We start from the raw sequence: 17,151 nt of genomic DNA, 5'->3' as shown, positions 1-17,151 counted from the left end.
TACTAAAACCGCCCACGTCCTGTGACGAACGTAGAAGCCAGTACCTTATGCAAGCGCGCTACTTGAAACTAACCGCCTTGGACGCAGGTGCCCAGACGTGCTAGTGTCGGCGTTGCAACAGGTCAAGGAAGGCTCCGACAGCAATACATCGCATGCAGAAAAAGTGTTTTTCTTCATCAAGGACGACTGCGATCTTAGCTGACCTTGCTCTTTATTATCCCATATATAAGGTGCTGTAAGACTCCTACTTCGGTAGTTGGATAATCTGTACTGCAACAAGTAGTGGATATAACAGCACCTCAATACCAGATTCGTTCATCTAACAATCAGTGGGGGACGAAGGAAAACCCCCACTGATTGAAGCTGTACTTTATCTCCTTTTTGAACACGCATTTATATGATCATTTACCGGTGCATGAGCGGTTCCGCTTTAATGGTGCACCGGTTTTCCTATTTGACAACTTCAATTGTATAGATGGCACGATCGGTAACTAAAGCAAATCGTTCCCCATCGAATTGATAAAACGATGTATCTTCCAAAGGGATTTCATACATGGACTTCGGAAGCTGTTGATAGGATTTTGTAGCGTTTTCGATCTTGCCGCTACCATTTAGTTGTAATGTATGTAGTGGCTCGTAATCATTCATTCTATGTTTATTCGTTTCATAGGTGATTGTAGCTAAGTCGATAATTGCTACATCATAATCGTTTAGCTCTTGCTTGGCAACTTTTATCTGTTTTCCACTCCATTTTTGTAATAATTTATTAAACTGCTCCACATCTAAAAATTGTTTTGTCATGTTCCATTCCTCCTAGTAAGATATTTCCCGCTGTATGTAAAAATCATACGTAAAAATCTGGATTTTCGCCGAAGTTCACAGTGAATTCGCCGGAGTTCACAAGCAAAGCGCCGAAGTTTACATAAGAGTTGCTCGAAGTTCACAATTTACCAGAGGAAGGGAGTTTGTTTTTCGCTATGGAAGAACTATTACAAACGCTACTCATAAGTGAGGGTAGAGAAAAAAGAACGCACCTCCAAATTTAGATACGATCTAAATTTGGAGGTGCAGTTCAGAATGAAGATTCTTTTTACATGGTTGAATGTACTGCTTTCTCACCAGTGGTGCGCCGAAATTTTTTGGTAATAATTCCCTGATTTGGACTAAAGAGGAGGGCGCCAAGGAACAGCACGCCGGAGGCTACCGCCATGGACCCCGCAATAGAAACATTTAATTGAACAGCGAACAGGTAGCCAAGCGCAGCAGATAAAATACCGATACCGCCACTTAAAATTAATAGGACAAGGAATCGATCTGTTAAAAGATAAGCAGTAGCTCCAGGAACGATGAGCATCGCTACAACTAAAATTGCACCAACACTATCAAACGATGCAACGGTTGATAGAGATACCATCGTCATTAATAGATAGTGGATCATTACTACTGGAACGCCTATTAAAGTAGCAAACTGTGGATCAAATGTTGACATTTTAATTTCTTTATAAAAAAGTGTAATTAAAATTAAATTGATGACTAGAACAGCTCCAAGCATCCAAACAGCAGTAGGACCCAAATTGACACCATTAATTGTCAATGTATTCCAAGGTACAAAAGCGATTTCTCCCATTAGTGCATGCTGGACATCAAGGTGTACTTGATCACCAATAAAGGAAATAAGTACCACCCCTAAAGCGAAGAGAGATGTAAAGACAATGCCGATAGCAGCATCTGATTGCACACCTGATGAGTTCAGCATTTCTACGAATATGGCAGTTAAAATACCGACAATACCAGCACCAATTAACATAGGTACACCATCTAGTGATTGCGTCACAAAAAATGCACCAACTATTCCTAATAAAACGGTATGACTAATAGCATCAGCGATCATTGCCATTTTACGCAGAACGAGGATGGCTCCAGTGATGCCACAGGTTACACCAACAAGACAGCCCGTTAAAAGGATCCAAAATGTATAGGTCATGCGCGTTTCCCTCCTTTAAATACGAGCCCTTTTTTTGATCCAAAAAACAAGGAGAAGAGAAAAATTACGGAAGCACTTAACACAATAATCGGACCTGTAGGCAAATTATTGAAAACGGTACTTAATACGGCTCCACTCACACCAGAAATAGCACCGAATATTCCCGCTATAATCGTCATCAAACCAAGCCGATCTGTCCAATAGCGGGCAGAAATTGGCGGTGTAATTAATAGGGCCGCAATTAATACAACACCAACCATTTGAATGCCGATGACGACAACGGCAACAACGAGAAATAATAAGACACCGTTGAAAAAGGTGACGGGTAAGCCAATTCCTTTTGCAAATTGTGGATCAAAGATAGTAATTTTAAATTCTTTAAAGAACAGGGCAGTAAGGATAATTAAACATAATGCACCTATCGTGATTAATTGCACGTCACTTCGTACAAGGGAAGCTGCTTGCCCAAAAATAAAGGAATCTAATCCAGCCTGATTTCCTGTTGAATTTTGTTGAATATAGGTTAATAAAACAATTCCAAGTCCAAAAAAGACCGATAGTGTAATACCAATTGCAGCATCCGTTTTAATTCGTGACTTTTTAACAATTGTTTGAATCGATTGGGTAGCGACCAAGCTTGTAACGGCAGCGCCAGCTAGCAGGAAAGGGATGGACTTCACCTGAAATATAATATAAATAATACATACACCTGGTAGAGCGGCATGAGCCATTGCATCGCTAATTAAACTTTGCTTCTTTAACAGGACAAAGCTACCAATCACTCCACTGGCGAAGCCTAGCAAGAGGCTGCCCACCAATACCCATTGCAGGTTTGCACTAGACAGAAGAGATGTTAATGTATCCATCTCATGTGCTCCCTTTCACTGCTGTAGGTTCTTTTTGTAAAAAGGCAATTTTCCCTCCATAAGCCTCTTCCAAGTTGTCTAGTGTAAATACTCTGTTTGTTTCTCCGTATGCTATTGGCGTCTTATTTAATAATAATACATGATCAAAGTAATCATTCACTGTCTGTAAGTCGTGATGGACTACTAAAACCGTTTTCCCTTCCTCTTTCCATTCCTTCATTAATTGAATGATTGCCTTTTCTGTTGAAGCATCCACTCCGGCAAACGGTTCATCCATAAAATAAATTTTGGCATCTTGTGCCATTGCTCGGGCAAGAAAAACGCGCTGCTGCTGTCCGCCAGATAATTGACTAATTTGTCGGGACGCGTAAGCCTGCATTCCTACTCTTTCTAAACAATGCTTCGCCCATACTATCTCTTTTTTATTCGCTCGCTTAAATAAACCGATATGATTGTATCTTCCCATTAAAACAACATCTAATGCGTTCGTAGGGAAATCCCAATCTACTTCACTTCGCTGTGGCACATAGCCAATAATTTTCTTTTGCACCCGTATCGGTTTATTGAAAACTTCTACCTTTCCTGATAACGTAGGTAAGAGCTGTAGAATGGACTTAATTAGTGTCGATTTACCAGCCCCGTTTGGGCCGATAATTCCCGTTATCGACCCCTCTGGTACAGCAAAAGACACATTTTCAAGTGCGAGTTGCTTATCATACGTAACAGAAATATCTGTTACTGTTAATGCATACATATTATCCCACCTTATTTTAATGATTCTACGATTGTGTCAACATTATGTCTGAACATTCCGATATATGTTCCTTCTTCTGTTCCTTCCTCGCCCATTGCATCAGAATATAGTTCGCCACCGATGGAGACGTCATGTCCTTCTTCCTTTGCGCCTTCCACAACAGCATTAATGGATCGCTCAGATACACTACTTTCGACGAACACGCCTTTAATATTCCGTTCAACTAACACGTCGATAATCCGTTGAATATCGTTGACACCATAGTCTGATTCTGTACTTAAACCTTGAAGCCCCATTACTTCAAAACCATAGGCTTTTCCAAAATAATTAAATGCATCATGTGCCGTCACGAGTACACGACTTTCTTTAGGAATTTCATCGAATCGTTCTTTTGCGTAATCATTGAGTTCATTCAACTCTTGTAAATAAGCGTCCGTATTTTTCTTGTAGGTGTCTTTGTTATCTGGATCTAACTCAATTAATCCATCACGAATCGTTTCCGCAGCATATTTCCAAAGTTTAATATCAAACCAAACATGCGGATCGCTGACCGATGGGCTTTCTGGATCAGCTAGTAAATCTTCTTCGGGAATTCCTTCAGCGACAGGAATAGTAGGTTTGTCTTGCTTCATTTCCTCAAATATTTCTCCCATTTGGCCTTCTAAATTTAGCCCGTTGTAAAAGATAATATCTGCTTCGGACATTTTCTGTATATCTCCTTGGACAGCATTATATAAATGTGGGTCAGTACCTGGTCCCATTAAACTGTTAACTTCTACAAGATCACCGCCTATATTTTTGGTTACATCCCCTATTTGTGCAATGGTTGTTACAATTTTTACCGGATCGTCACTTGAAGCAGTTTCATTCTTTGCTTTAGAAGCGCAACCTGCAATTCCGATAATAAGTAATAAGCCGAAACAAAATAAGCTGAATTTCCTCATGTGTTATTCCCCTCTCTCAAAAATGTTTACTCAACGCAAAACTAGTCTAAAAAAATTTATCCCTTATATAAGGTGCTGGAAGACTCTCACTTTAGGGAGTCGGATAATTTGTACTGAGTCCAAATGGGAGATAACAGTACCGAAATACCCTATTTCGTAAGAGACCTTTAGGTCAAACCTTTGGGCTACTAACAAGCTATGGTGGATGAATGAAAAATCCCACTGATGGAAGATTCACTTTATCCCATTTGCCTGTGATAGTTGGGAACCCGCAAAATATTTAATATCTATTAAAAATTTTCCTTGGTGCAAATTATATGTTATGGATTTAAAAAAAGCAATAGTTTTTATTAAAAAAATGTAGGTTTTTTTACAAGCGTCCATGTCGTGCTCGTTTGTAGGGATTATCAATTAGCTCTTTATATAGCATGCGAAAAGGAACGCTGGTTGATTGGCTCGTTAGTTATAATTGCACAGCAAAGACAACGTTTCAGCATAAGTTCGCACTATAGTTGCCGTATAAGACTATTTATCCCTTGTTTGCGTTTTTAGTAATGGTTTTAAGATAGCTAGCCAAGGAAAACAGAACAAAAATCTGTAGACGGGTTAGTTATTATTTTTGCAGTAATCATTCGTTTACATATTCATAAACTATAGAAAGTGAAATGGGGGGATCTTAGTGATTGAGAATAAGCAACTAGAACATTCTATTGCGGAGATAACGGAAATAGCTGCCGATTTTGGACTGGATTTTTATCCCATGCGTTATGAAATTTGCCCTGCAGATATTATCTATACATTTGGAGCTTATGGGATGCCTACCCGTTTTAGTCATTGGAGCTTTGGCAAACAGTTCTATCGTATGAAGCTGCAGTATGATTTAGGATTAAGTCAAATATATGAATTAGTCATCAACTCTGACCCATGCTACGCTTTTTTATTGGATACAAATAGTCTAATTCAAAATAAGTTAATCATTGCCCATGTTTTGGCGCATAGTGATTTTTTTAAAAATAATGTACGTTTTTCCAATACACGTCGTGATATGGTGGAGAGCATGACAGCAACGGCTGAACGGATTGCTCACTATGAAATGGTGCATGGCAAGGAGAAAGTAGAAAAATTTCTAGATGCTGTTCTAGCAATACAGGAACATATTGATCCAACCCTCTTTCGTTCCTCACTAAGCTATGATGAGTTAGAAGAGCTAGAAAAAGATTCTCCCCAACAGAAAACTCCATATGATGATTTATGGAATTTAGACCAAGTATCAACTCAGCAAACGGAAAAGGAACAGCGTAAAAAGAAATTCCCACCACGGCCGGAGAAGGATTTGCTATTATTTTTGGAGTCATATAGTAAAGAATTGGAAGACTGGCAGCGGGATATTTTAACGATGATGCGGGAGGAAATGCTCTATTTTTGGCCGCAGATGGAGACGAAAATTTTGAACGAAGGTTGGGCTTCCTATTGGCACCAACGGATTTTGAGGGAAATGGATTTAACTAGTGAAGAGACAATCGAATTTGCCTCTCTGCATTCGGGAGTAGTGCAGCCTTCGACACGTCAATTAAATCCATACTATTTAGGCTTGAAAATACTAGAAGATATTGAAGAACGCTATAACCAACCGACAGAGAAGATGAAGCGACTGGGAATTCAACCAAATTCCGGAAGAGAAAAGTTGTTTGAGGTTCGAGAGTTGGAATCGGATATTTCCTTTTTGCGAAATTATTTGACGAAGGAACTAGTGCAGCAAGAGGATTTATATTTGTTTGAGAAAAAGGGAAGAAATTATCAGATTACAGATAAAGACTATGAGAATATTCGTGACCAGCTTGTAGCGATGCGGGTAAATGGTGGTTTTCCATATATCACTGTGGATAACGGTGATTATTTACGAAATGGAGAACTATATCTGGTTCATCACTACGAAGGAACGGAGCTGGATATTGCGTATTTGGAACATGTGCTGCCATATATTTATCAGCTGTGGGGACGTTCTGTCTATATGGAAACAGTTGTGGATGATAAAAGTGTGGTGTACTCCTATGATGGAAGGAAAACGGTTCATCGTCCTTTATCCAGTATGTAATGTGCTGGAAGACTCTCACTTTGGGGATTTGGATAATTTGTACTGAGTCCAAACAGGAGATAACAGTACCGAAATACCCTATTTCGTAAGAGGCCTTTAGGTCATATTCTTGGGCTACTAACAAGCCGTGGGGGGGGGTGAATGAAAACCCCTACTGATGGAAGATTGACTTTATAAAGTGGTCCCTCCTTTATTGGGAGTTTTTTCATTCCCTACTGTTTGGAGTAGAACAACGGGTATAACGTCAGGCGTTCTTGAAAATATGCGTGTCAACGAGGATATCTTATAAGCGTAATGAATAGGGAATTTAAATACAGTTATCTCCTGACTTACTCGGTATCGCAGAGATGTCGTAGGTCCGTACATTCGGATACAGGCGATTTAGATAGTCTAGAAACAAGGGCTTATTGAGTGTTTAGCTTTTCTATAGCTTTCTTTTAAACAGCAGACTTATCGAGTTATCTTGTACCAATCCTGACTTCTTCTATTTGTAACTCACGGTAAGAATTTTTTATATTGATTTCAAAAGCGTAAAAAATACTTTACAAACGATTACGTTATAAAAATAGCATGGACAAATGATCAGATAATGGTAAAATTTAAGTAACACGTAAAGAGGGGAGTGGACTAAGATGAAGCAGTGGATGAAAAAAATAGCAGTCATGATGATAGCAATTGTAACACTTGGAATGTATGTGCCTGCTTCGTTAACGGAAGAACCAAGTGATGCTAAAGCACGTTATAATTCTGACTCAGACGTTAGCGAAACATCAAGCCCTGCTGTCTTAGAAGAAACACCTCCTCTAACAGATCCGATGCTGGAGCTATCGGAAAAAGCCAAAGAACAAGTAATGCGTAAAATGGGACCAAAAATAGCTGATCGTGTGGCTGATGAGTTTACGGCTGTTATTCTGCCTCATATTGAGCAAGTAATGCAAACAGTAATGCTCGATGAAAATGGCGAGCCGATATCCCATTATGGGATTACAGAAGACCCTGCGAGTGGTTATGGAGAGCGGATTTTTCATATTTATGATTATCAACAAGAGGAGAATGTGGTGAAGTTCCATGTGAGACGAGACCATCGCCCGTTAGAAGGTTATTGGTTTAATTTCCACTATCATTTAAAAGACGATCAATTTGAAACCCATTATGAGATCGGTGAGATTTTTTGGGATAAAAATACGCCGCCAAAATGGATGGCATAATACACACAGTCGATACGATCTACTATAATTAGAAGTAGGGCGTATCGATTGTTTTATTATGTAGGAAGCTATAAAATGAGGTGCTTGGGGATAACGAAATAACCGACTAGTCACGTCCGGCGCATGAGCCCAGCAACGATGCGATTTTAGAAATGCGCCCTACGATAAGGCCTCATCGGCTCGTCGCTAAGAGGAAGGCCGACTAAAAACGGGCTTGCCGCCCAGACGTCGGCATACCCTTGTTTTAGTGGCATGATTCCTTTATCTTTAGTTGATTCGTTCCATTTGCTACGTTGCTAAACGGGCGCTTACGCCTTTGTTCCACTATAGGAAAGTATAAAATTTTTTGGTTTATCGTATAAGAACATCTAAACGAGGCAATGTCCACTTCAAATGTGGATCATTGCCTCGTTATATATACTGCTATTCATTAACTTCTTTTAACACTTCTCCGATGGAGCGACCATGAATCAGCTCATCAGCATAGTGATCTAATTCAGTTGGCTCTCGATTGACGATGACGAGCTTTGCTCCATGTTCTTTTGCAATTAGCGGAAATTGATTGGCTGGTGTTACGCTTAAGGAAGATCCCAGCACAATAAATAAATCGGCTTTTTCTGCTTCAGCTAAAGCAAATTGAAATGCGTCCATCGGTAAAGTTTCCCCGAACAGAACAATGGAAGGGCGAAGAATACCTTGACAAGAGCAGTAGTAATCTTTGTTTACATATTCTTCACTGCTATATTCTTTGCCGCAAGATTGACAATGAAGTTTTTGCAGCGTTCCGTGTAATTCGGCGACTCGTTGGCTTCCGGCTTGTTGGTGAAAGCCATCTACATTTTGGGTAATGATGGATTTTATCCGTCCTTGCTTTTCCCATTCCGCCAGTATATAATGCCCTTTATGTGGTTGATACGTTTTAACACCTAATACTCGTTCGCGGTAAAACTCAATGAACGCTTCTACATTGGAATTTAATGCATCCGTTGAGGCAATTTTGCTAGGATCTTTCTGTTTCCATAGTCCTTTATTTGCAGAACGGAAATCAGGTAAACCACTTTCTGTTGACATGCCAGCTCCAGTGAATACGACGGTGTATTTTGCCTCTTGTAACCATTCTTTAAGCAACATGCTTCCCTCCAGGTTTATTCTTTTATCAGTACTTATTATACTAAAATAATGTGCAATCTCCCAGTTTACCTCGCGTCTAGTAAAACGAACACGGTTAAAAGCTTAAAAAGACGTATGTGCTTGGATATGTTGACACATTTCTCTTTTTTTACTACGACAATGATCATCAGTTGGTATACGAAGCAACAATGAGAATGTCAATATATATCAATTTTAGGTAAGCTTATTGCTGTAAGCTTGATTTTAGTCGAAATGGCGCAATGATCAAAACGACAATTAGAAACAAGCCCATGTACCCAATGAAAGGATAGAAAAACGATACTAATTTAGTGAACCCTACAAAGCTCATTGCAAAGGCAATCAAAATCGTAATGACGCTAAAGCGTCTAAATTGTGGTGTTCCGTTTGGTTTAAAGCGAGCACTAAAAGAGAAAAACATACTAACCGCAGTATTGAAAACCATCCCAAATAGAATAATGGAGTAGATCATTCCTAAAGCAGGGGATATTTCGTCAGCGATTTTTAAAATCGGCATTTCAAATCCGTCCACTAGCTTCATATTTGCAAAGATAGCGAGGTGGTTAAACAGAATTAATATTCCAATCCCCAAACCTCCTAACAATCCACCAATGGTAGCCTTTCGTTTGTCCGCTTCAGCTCCTCCCATTACAAGGGCCATCGACGCACCTAATGCAATATTGTAAGAAACATAATTGATTGCAGAAAGCATCCAGTTGGATACCGCAGAAGTTTGTTCTAAGGCGATAGGCTCCATGTTAACAAATGAACGGTCCATGGTTACTAAGCTATAAATAGAAATAAGCATAACTGTTATAATCAAAAAGGGAGCAATACTGGCAATGATCTGTACTACACGATGAATATCGAGCATAACCGTAAGGATCACAAGAATCGTCATGATAGCAATACCGACAAAAGACGGAAGGCCGAATTGCTGGTTGAATATAGAGCCGGCCCCAGCGAGCATTACAACACCAACACCAAATAACGTAAACACGATAATGTAATCAACGATGGCGCCTAGATACCTTCCGCTAATGAAGTAAATCACATCGCGGTGAGAGGTGGTTCGGGTTTGGCTACCTAATCGTGTTAACATCATCCCCAAATAAGTAAATAGAGCAGTTGAAATGATTACTCCTATTGTTCCAATATAACCAAAACTAGTAAAGTATTGTAATATTTCTTGTCCAGAAGCAAATCCTGCCCCCACAATAATGCCAATAAATGCACTGGCTATTTGTAATATTTTCTTCATGTCAACGCCTCCGCTAAGCATAGCTGCAAATTTTTATTATGGTGCATTTTACGTATTGTAGATCTTTCTATTTTCTCGATTATTTTAAATACACAAATGAAATCAACAGAATTCATCCTATATTTCCCCTAGTCAAAAAATGACACCTTTTCATCATATCACACCTTTCACTAAAAAATGAAATTGTCTATAATACGCTATTTTTAAGACTTTTATCCAAAATGTAAGGTGGCCATAAGACTCTCATCTTAAGCGTTGAGGAAGATACAAGAAAGTCCTAATTGTGAGATAACAGCACTTAAATGCCCGGTTCGTTCAAGGGACTTTAGGTCATAGCCTTGTGGTACTAAACATTCAGTAAGTGATGGAGGAAAGCTCCTACTGAACGGAGTTTCACTTTATCTTCAATAAAAATCCATGTATGATAGAAAGAAGACATACGTACCCTAATAAAATAAGTCCATGGGTATACACAAGGGGGCATTCAAAAGGTGATCATTGCGATCATTGCTTTATTATTCGTATCTTTTTTCTTCTCCGGTAGTGAAACAGCTTTAACTGCCGCGAATAAGATGAAATTACAAACAAAAGCGAATCATGAAGATAAGCGAGCTAACAAATTACTTTGATTAGTATCAAAGCCCGAGCAATTCATTACATCAATATTAATTGGAAATAACATTGCTAATATTGTTTTCCCCACGTTAGTTACGATCGTTGCTATGGATTATGGTGTGAATGTGGGGCTAGCTTCCGCGATATTGACGGTTACAATCATTATTTTTGCAGAGGTGATACCGAAGTCTGTCGCTGCCGCATTTCCTGATCGCATGGCATATATTGTGTACCCTGTGATTCGTGCTGTCGTATTTGTTTTTCGACCGCTAACGATGTTATTAAATGCGATAACGGGTTTAATTATTAAACTTTTATCAAAAGGTCAAGAAACGAGTGCTTCTGTATCTCGAGATGAAATCCGGGCAATGGTTGATATTGCGCGCACAGAGGGAATATTCAAACAGGATGAGTCACATCGGATTAAGGGTGTCATTGAATTTAGTAATTTGAATGTCAAGGATGCATTAAAAACCCCTAGGGTGGATATTGTAGCTCTTTCCAGCGATTCGGATTTTGAAGAAGTACGGAACATAGCAATTCAAAACCCATTTACACGATATCCCATTTACGAGGAGGATATTGATACTATTATTGGTGTCTTCCATTCAAAATATTTATTGTCCTGGTCAATGGATCCGGATAAAGCACTCGAGTCATTTAGTGATATGAATCCGTTGATTGTGTTTGAATTTCATTCGGTTGATTGGGTTTTTCGCAAAATGATTCAGGAAAAAAAGCATATGGCCATTGTTATAGATGAATACGGTGGGACAGAAGGTATTATTACTCATGAAGATATTATTGAACTGCTAATTGGCTTAGAGATAGAGGATGAAACAGATAGAGGCAATGAACCGCTTGTAGAAAAAGTGACTGATACGGAGATTATTTGTAATGGAAAGATTTCATTACATCGGTTAAATACTATTTTTCATACGAACATCATCGATGAAGAGGATGTATTGGCTGGTTACCTGTTAAAAAAGATGAACCGCTTTCCTAATGAAGGCGAAGAACTGCAAGAAGGCAGCCTAACGTATCGTATTTTAGAAGTAGACGAGCGCATGATTAAACGTGTACAAATAGAGAAGCATAAGGAAAAAGCAGATGAAAGCCAAAAATAACGATAGAACTGTTACCCTGTATTACTAATACTTTGCATTTTTGTATAATCAATCATGGTATAAAAGTATGATAGAGGAGGAGCATAAGTTGGAATATGATGCAAAAATTATTAATCGAATGAAGCGTGTAGAAGGGCAAATTAGAGGCCTACAACGAATGATGGAGCAAAAAAAAGATTGCCGTGAAGTTGTGGCGCAAATGTCTGCTGCTAGAAATGCGATTGATCGAACAGCAGCATTAATCGTCAGTCAAAATTTAGAGCGCTGTATACGAGAAGAACAAGAAAAGGGCGGTAACACCGACGAGCTGATTCAAGAAGCAGTACAGCTATTAGTTAAAAGTCGATAGATATTTTACTTAACTTTGACGCCCTAATACTTAAGGTTTTCATGTAGACTGCCAATCTTGATAAAAGTTAACAGGGCAAGGGATTGTGACTGGGGAGAATGAAAAAAACATCCTCCCTCCTAGTTACACTCATTATAAGGTAGGGAACATAGTTTGGAAAAACTATAGTTTTTAAGTGTTCATCTTCACTAATTAACTATTTCTGAGGGTGCATTGATATTCCAATGAAGGATTTTGAAGTATTCTTGGAAGGAAGTACGGTATCATTTCACCAACTCCGAATTTTTTTCACTTAATAACACCATATACTTTTCCAGCCTAAAATACCTCCATCAACTTGCTTAGAAGTTTGGTAAATAAATTCTTTGTTATTATTTGCTAAAAAGGCACATGATTCACCGAAATGAATGTTACCAACTCCCTAAGTAATAACTAACACCTTTATCCCCGTATATAAGGTGTGTAAGACTCCCCGCTTTAGGAGTTGGATAATCTATTCTTCAACAAGTTTAAGCGGGAATAACAGCACCTAAATACCCGATTCGTTCCTCTAACAATCAGTGGGGGGATGAATGAAAACCTCCACTGAATGAAGATTCACTTTATATTGCGTTTCATGTTTCGTAATATCAGTGTCTGTTTCATCTATTACTTCCTTAGTCACACACTCTAATGGACTTCACCTTGTTCCCTTTTCGCAATCTCTATTATTCCAAAGCCCTTTGGATGTGTTTTCTCCCTGTTTAACACTAGGATTTCTTCGTTTCCTTTGATAAACCATAAAGTTTGATTAAACAATAATTTTACGCCTTTTATTGACTGCAATTTAATCTTACCAAAAATATTAAATTTGAAGCCTTAGGGTGACTAGTAAGCTTCATCACGCTAACGGCGCTTTGGTGTTTCACTGATGCCTTTCTTTGTTTTGTTGGTAAATAGTTTTTATTCTATGAGTTATTTAATTCTATGATTTATGTTTAAGATCAGTATATTTATGATTAATAATCGTATAAATTATCTGTTTGGCTACTGTTTTAACTTGGGAAGATTTGCGGTATTGAACGTAGACTTTGTTTGGGATTTTATCGATTTCTTTTATTTTCCTTGTCCTTACACCAGTATGGTACTTCCTGTCAATTCCAAGATCTGGAGTAATACCAATTCCTATATTACTAGCAGCAGCTTGCACTAATATTTCATTGTTATCTACATCTATTCTTGTTAAATTTTCTACTCCAATTAGTTGCTGATCAATAAGTTTCCATAATGATGAATTTCTTCTAAAGCTAATGATAGCTTGCCCTTTTAAGTCTTCCAATTGAAGTGAATTCTTTTTACATAAAGGATGGTTTTTGGGGAGAACAATTACTAGATTATTATCAAATAGATATTCAGAAATTATATCCTGATTGTTCGATAATACACTTCTGGAGAAAATCAAATCTAGTTCACCAGATAGAACTCTTTCATTTAAATTAACAGAGTCATAGCCCTCAATGACTTGTATATCAATACCACCAATGGATTGAATCGTTTTTAACAATTCAACAATAAAAGAATGTGAATATCCTGGAGAAAAACCAACTTTTATGATGGGCTCTTTGACAATATTTACAATTTCTTTTGAATGTTTAATGTAGATTAATATGTTCTTAGCGTATTCTGTGAGGATATTACTTTCTTTAGTTAAACGTATTTCGTGCCCAACTCTTTCAAAAAGTTTACATTGTAATATTTCTTCCAATGACTTTATTCGTGAGGTTACTGTTGGTTGAGTAATATTTAAAACGACAGCAGCTTTTGAATAGCTTTTATATTTGGCCACTGTTAGAAAGGTCTTTAATTGATCTTCATTCAATGATATCCTCCCCTTTTAAATAAAACGCTCACACTTATTTGGTTTAATAGTATCCAACACAAGCTGATATTGTCAATCACTTATTTGATTCCTCCCAATTAACAGAAAATAAAGTGCGAACATGGATTATTCTTATTTCTGTTATTTTACTATATCCAGTTATCTTATGAGGAAAAGATTAACGAGGCTTTTCCTCATACTATAAAATATTTTTTAAAATTAGCAGAGAAAACAAAAAATAATCAATTTGTTTCAGAATTATCTGTCTAATAAAATGTAATTAAACCTAATTTAATAAATGCAATACAAACAAGGGTGTCTGCATTTTGAAGAAATAATTAAGGGAGGAGGGAGATCATTGAATAATTCATTAGAAGGAAAAGTAGCAATTATCACTGGATCAGCTAGAGGTATTGGTTATGGGATAGCATACAAGCTTGCCCAATCTGGAGCGCGAGTAGTGATAAATGGTACAGATGAAAAACGGACAAAAGAAGCAGCGACTAAATTGGGAGGAGAAACAAAAGCTGAAGTCAAATACTATGCTGGAGATTTATCTATTCAAACAAATGTAGAGGAAATGGTAGAGTACGTCATTCATGGATGGGATAAAATTGATATTCTGATTAATAATGCAGGAGGCGGGGTTATACTGCCATTTCTTGAACAAACCCCTGAAACATTAACAACCACTATAAATAGAAATCTATGGACGGCGTTATGGTCTTGTTATACTGTACTTCCACATATGGTAAAGGCTAGGTATGGGAGAATCATCAATATAGGAGCTGATTCAGTAAGGAATGGGCTTTGGGACCATGCAGCATATAATGCTGCTAAGGGCGGTGTTCATGCATTGACAACAGGGTTGGCTAGAGAATTTGCAAATGATGATATAACTGTAAATACAATTGCACCTCCTGCTGTTCACTGTGAGGCGTTAGAAGAAATTAAGAAAAGGGATGAACGACTAGTTGAGAAATATATAGAGATTATTCCAAAAGGCAGGGCTGCAAGTATAGAAGAGGTTGCGGATGCTGTATGGTATTTATCTACGGAAGGGGCAAGTTTTATAACTGGTCAAGTAATTAGTGTTAATGGCGGAAGTACAATGCTATAAAATGTAACCATCAGCGTGAATCGGAAAGGGGAGGCTAAAATGAGAGAAATTGTTAGGGAAAATAAAGAAAAACATGAATTCCTTGTACATCGCAGTGTTTTTACAGATAGGGAGATATTGGCAATAGAGAGAGCAGAAATATTTAATAAATGTTGGTTGTTTATTGGGCATGAGACGGAAGTACCTCAACGTGGTGATTATAAACGTAAGAAAGTAGGTGGACGTAATCTGCTGATGGTGCGTAGTCAAGATGACCAAATTAGAGTTCTTTATAACACTTGCCCGCATCGCGGAGCTCTTGTTTGTAGAGAAAATGAAGGTAACGCGAGAGTCTTTCGTTGTTTTTATCATGCATGGAGTTTTAAAAATGATGGAGAGTTAGTTAGTATGCCTGGGAAAGATGGTTTTCCGGAAGATTTCAACTCTGAAGGGACTAAAAATATGAAAGCGGTTAAAAGGTTAGAGAGTTACCGTGGATTTTTGTTTGTTAATTTTGATGGACAAGCTATCTCGCTTAGTAATTATTTGGGTAATGCCAAAGAATATATTGATTTAATCGTTGATCAGTCAGAGTTCGGTCTTGAAGCCTTGGGAGGCGTGCAAGAATATAATGTAAGAGCAAACTGGAAACTACTGGTAGAAAATAGTGCCGACTTATACCACGGGGTGCCTACACATAAAACCTATTTCGATATTAAGCAAGCTCAAGATAAAGAATTGAAACGAGTTAAGTTAGAGGGAAAAGGGGTGGCTTTAGGTAATGGTCATGGTGTGATTGAATATGTAGCTCCATGGGGGAGACCGATCGCTCAGTGGACGCCAATTTGGGATGAAAACTTAAAAAGGGATATAGAGCAAATAAAAACTGCTTTAGTTCAAAAGTTTGGTGAGGAAAGGGCAAATCGAATCGCCAATTATAATCGGAACATTATCATTTTTCCTAATCTGATTATTAATGACATTATGGCTATAACTGCGAGAACCTTCTACCCTACATCTCCTGGTTATATCGAGGTAACTGGTTATTCATTAGCACCTAAAGGTGAAAAAGAAACACATCGAATCGCCAGAAATAATAACTTCTTAGAGTTTCTTGGACCAGGTGGATTTGCAACTCCAGACGATAATGAAGCTCTAGAGTTATGCCAAGAAGCATATACAAACAATCAAGACGTTGAATGGAATGACATTTCTAAAGGAATGATTAGAGGTGAAGAAAACACACTGGCAACAGATGAGACCCAAATGAGAAGTTTTTGGAGACAATATAATACAATCATGCAAGGAGCTATCGACAAGGAGGCCATTCATAGATGACTGTAGTAACTCGTCAGAACGTGATTGATTTTTTATACCAAGAAGCTATGTTGTTAGATGAATGGAAGTTGATAGAATGGACGGAACTTTTTATCGAGGATGCAACGTATATCATACCGCCTATAGGGGAACCGGAAGCCAATCCAATTACATCCATTTTCTATATAAACGATGATCGAAATCGATTACAGGATCGGGCAGAGAGATTATTAAAGAAAGAAGCTCACGTTGAGTACCCGCATTCCAGTACAATTAGAAATTATCATAATATTAAGGTTGATAATTTGGATACAGGAGTAATATCAGTAGAATGTAATTTTACCGCACATCGAACAAAGCGAGAAGTAGTTGATACTTTTATTGGTAAACAAGAATTTAAACTGGTCGTTTTAAATAAAAAATTGGCTATAAAAAGTAAAAAGGTCATTTTAAATTTTGATAGTTTGCGACCTCACGGGAAAATAAGTCTAATTTTGTAAAGCATCCTCATGGAAGGAGGCAAAG

14 protein-coding genes and 1 pseudogene are annotated in these 17,151 nt (G+C 38.0%); 7 read left to right on the top strand and 8 right to left on the bottom strand.

Translation table 11 applies throughout. The annotated features are described in order from the left end of the window. Positions 1-450: 450 nt before the first annotated feature. From BKP57_RS09665 to BKP57_RS09645, 5 genes are all read right to left on the bottom strand, one after another. Positions 451-801 carry a protein YmzB gene (locus tag BKP57_RS09665; RefSeq protein WP_072741433.1) on the bottom strand — a complete coding sequence of 117 codons (351 nt, stop codon included), beginning with the start codon at positions 799-801 and terminating at the stop codon, positions 451-453. 289 nt (positions 802-1,090) lie between these two features. Then, a complete protein-coding gene (locus BKP57_RS09660) occupies positions 1,091-1,984 on the bottom strand; it encodes a metal ABC transporter permease (RefSeq protein WP_050350765.1) in 894 nt (297 codons plus the stop codon). After that, complete coding sequence (locus tag BKP57_RS09655; RefSeq protein ID WP_050350766.1) at positions 1,981-2,850, bottom strand: metal ABC transporter permease; 870 nt, start codon at positions 2,848-2,850, stop codon at positions 1,981-1,983. Before BKP57_RS09655 ends, BKP57_RS09660 begins: the two co-directional genes overlap by 4 nt. A 1-nt stretch (position 2,851) precedes the next feature. Next, on the bottom strand, positions 2,852-3,604 hold the full coding sequence (locus BKP57_RS09650) for a metal ABC transporter ATP-binding protein (protein WP_072741432.1): 753 nt from the start codon (positions 3,602-3,604) through the stop codon (positions 2,852-2,854). A gap of 11 nt (positions 3,605-3,615) precedes the next feature. Next, positions 3,616-4,548 carry a metal ABC transporter solute-binding protein, Zn/Mn family gene (locus BKP57_RS09645; RefSeq protein WP_050350768.1) on the bottom strand — a complete coding sequence of 311 codons (933 nt, stop codon included), beginning with the start codon at positions 4,546-4,548 and terminating at the stop codon, positions 3,616-3,618. A 679-nt stretch (positions 4,549-5,227) separates the two neighbouring features. Between BKP57_RS09645 and BKP57_RS09640 the strand changes: the two genes are divergently transcribed. Continuing rightward, a complete protein-coding gene (locus BKP57_RS09640; protein WP_072741431.1) occupies positions 5,228-6,643 on the top strand; it encodes a SpoVR family protein in 1,416 nt (471 codons plus the stop codon). Between the two features lie 632 nt (positions 6,644-7,275). Next, a complete protein-coding gene (locus BKP57_RS09635; protein WP_050350770.1) occupies positions 7,276-7,851 on the top strand; it encodes a YpjP family protein in 576 nt (191 codons plus the stop codon). A gap of 423 nt (positions 7,852-8,274) precedes the next feature. Here BKP57_RS09635 and BKP57_RS09630 read toward each other — a convergent pair whose 3' ends face one another. Both BKP57_RS09630 and BKP57_RS09625 read right to left on the bottom strand, forming a co-directional pair. Next, positions 8,275-8,979: an NAD-dependent protein deacylase gene (locus tag BKP57_RS09630; protein ID WP_050351158.1), complete on the bottom strand. Its 705-nt coding sequence runs from the start codon at positions 8,977-8,979 to the stop codon at positions 8,275-8,277. 226 nt (positions 8,980-9,205) lie between these two features. Further along, positions 9,206-10,261: a YkvI family membrane protein gene (locus BKP57_RS09625; RefSeq protein ID WP_050350771.1), complete on the bottom strand. Its 1,056-nt coding sequence runs from the start codon at positions 10,259-10,261 to the stop codon at positions 9,206-9,208. Positions 10,262-10,752: 491 nt separating this feature from the next. Between BKP57_RS09625 and BKP57_RS09620 the strand changes: the two are divergent. After that, a pseudogene (locus BKP57_RS09620) lies at positions 10,753-12,003 on the top strand (hemolysin family protein). 88 nt (positions 12,004-12,091) lie between these two features. Then, complete coding sequence (locus tag BKP57_RS09615; protein ID WP_120379523.1) at positions 12,092-12,352, top strand: metal-sensitive transcriptional regulator; 261 nt, start codon at positions 12,092-12,094, stop codon at positions 12,350-12,352. 964 nt (positions 12,353-13,316) lie between these two features. Here the strand turns inward: BKP57_RS09615 and BKP57_RS09610 are convergent. After that, positions 13,317-14,210, bottom strand: coding sequence for a LysR family transcriptional regulator (locus BKP57_RS09610; protein WP_072741429.1), 894 nt, complete (start codon positions 14,208-14,210; stop codon positions 13,317-13,319). A gap of 358 nt (positions 14,211-14,568) precedes the next feature. On the opposite strand from BKP57_RS09610, the gene BKP57_RS09605 reads away from it, so the two are divergent. From BKP57_RS09605 to BKP57_RS09595, 3 genes are read left to right on the top strand one after another with little or no spacing between them, the layout of a single operon-like run. Beyond that, positions 14,569-15,330 (top strand): SDR family NAD(P)-dependent oxidoreductase, encoded by a 762-nt coding sequence (locus BKP57_RS09605; RefSeq protein WP_072741428.1) that lies wholly within the window; start codon positions 14,569-14,571, stop codon positions 15,328-15,330. Positions 15,331-15,369: 39 nt separating this feature from the next. Next, the gene (locus BKP57_RS09600; protein WP_072741427.1) at positions 15,370-16,647 is read left to right on the top strand and encodes an aromatic ring-hydroxylating oxygenase subunit alpha; all 1,278 of its coding nucleotides are present in this window, start codon (positions 15,370-15,372) and stop codon (positions 16,645-16,647) included. Continuing rightward, positions 16,644-17,126, top strand: coding sequence for an aromatic-ring-hydroxylating dioxygenase subunit beta (locus BKP57_RS09595; RefSeq protein WP_072741426.1), 483 nt, complete (start codon positions 16,644-16,646; stop codon positions 17,124-17,126). The genes BKP57_RS09600 and BKP57_RS09595 overlap by 4 nt, the downstream gene beginning before the upstream one ends. Positions 17,127-17,151: the final 25 nt, after the last annotated feature.

It is taken from the genome of Virgibacillus sp. 6R (genome assembly GCF_001895305.1).
Classification (GTDB): Bacteria; Bacillota; Bacilli; order Bacillales; family Amphibacillaceae; genus Virgibacillus; species Virgibacillus pantothenticus.
This window is presented reverse-complemented; position numbering and strand designations above follow the sequence as displayed.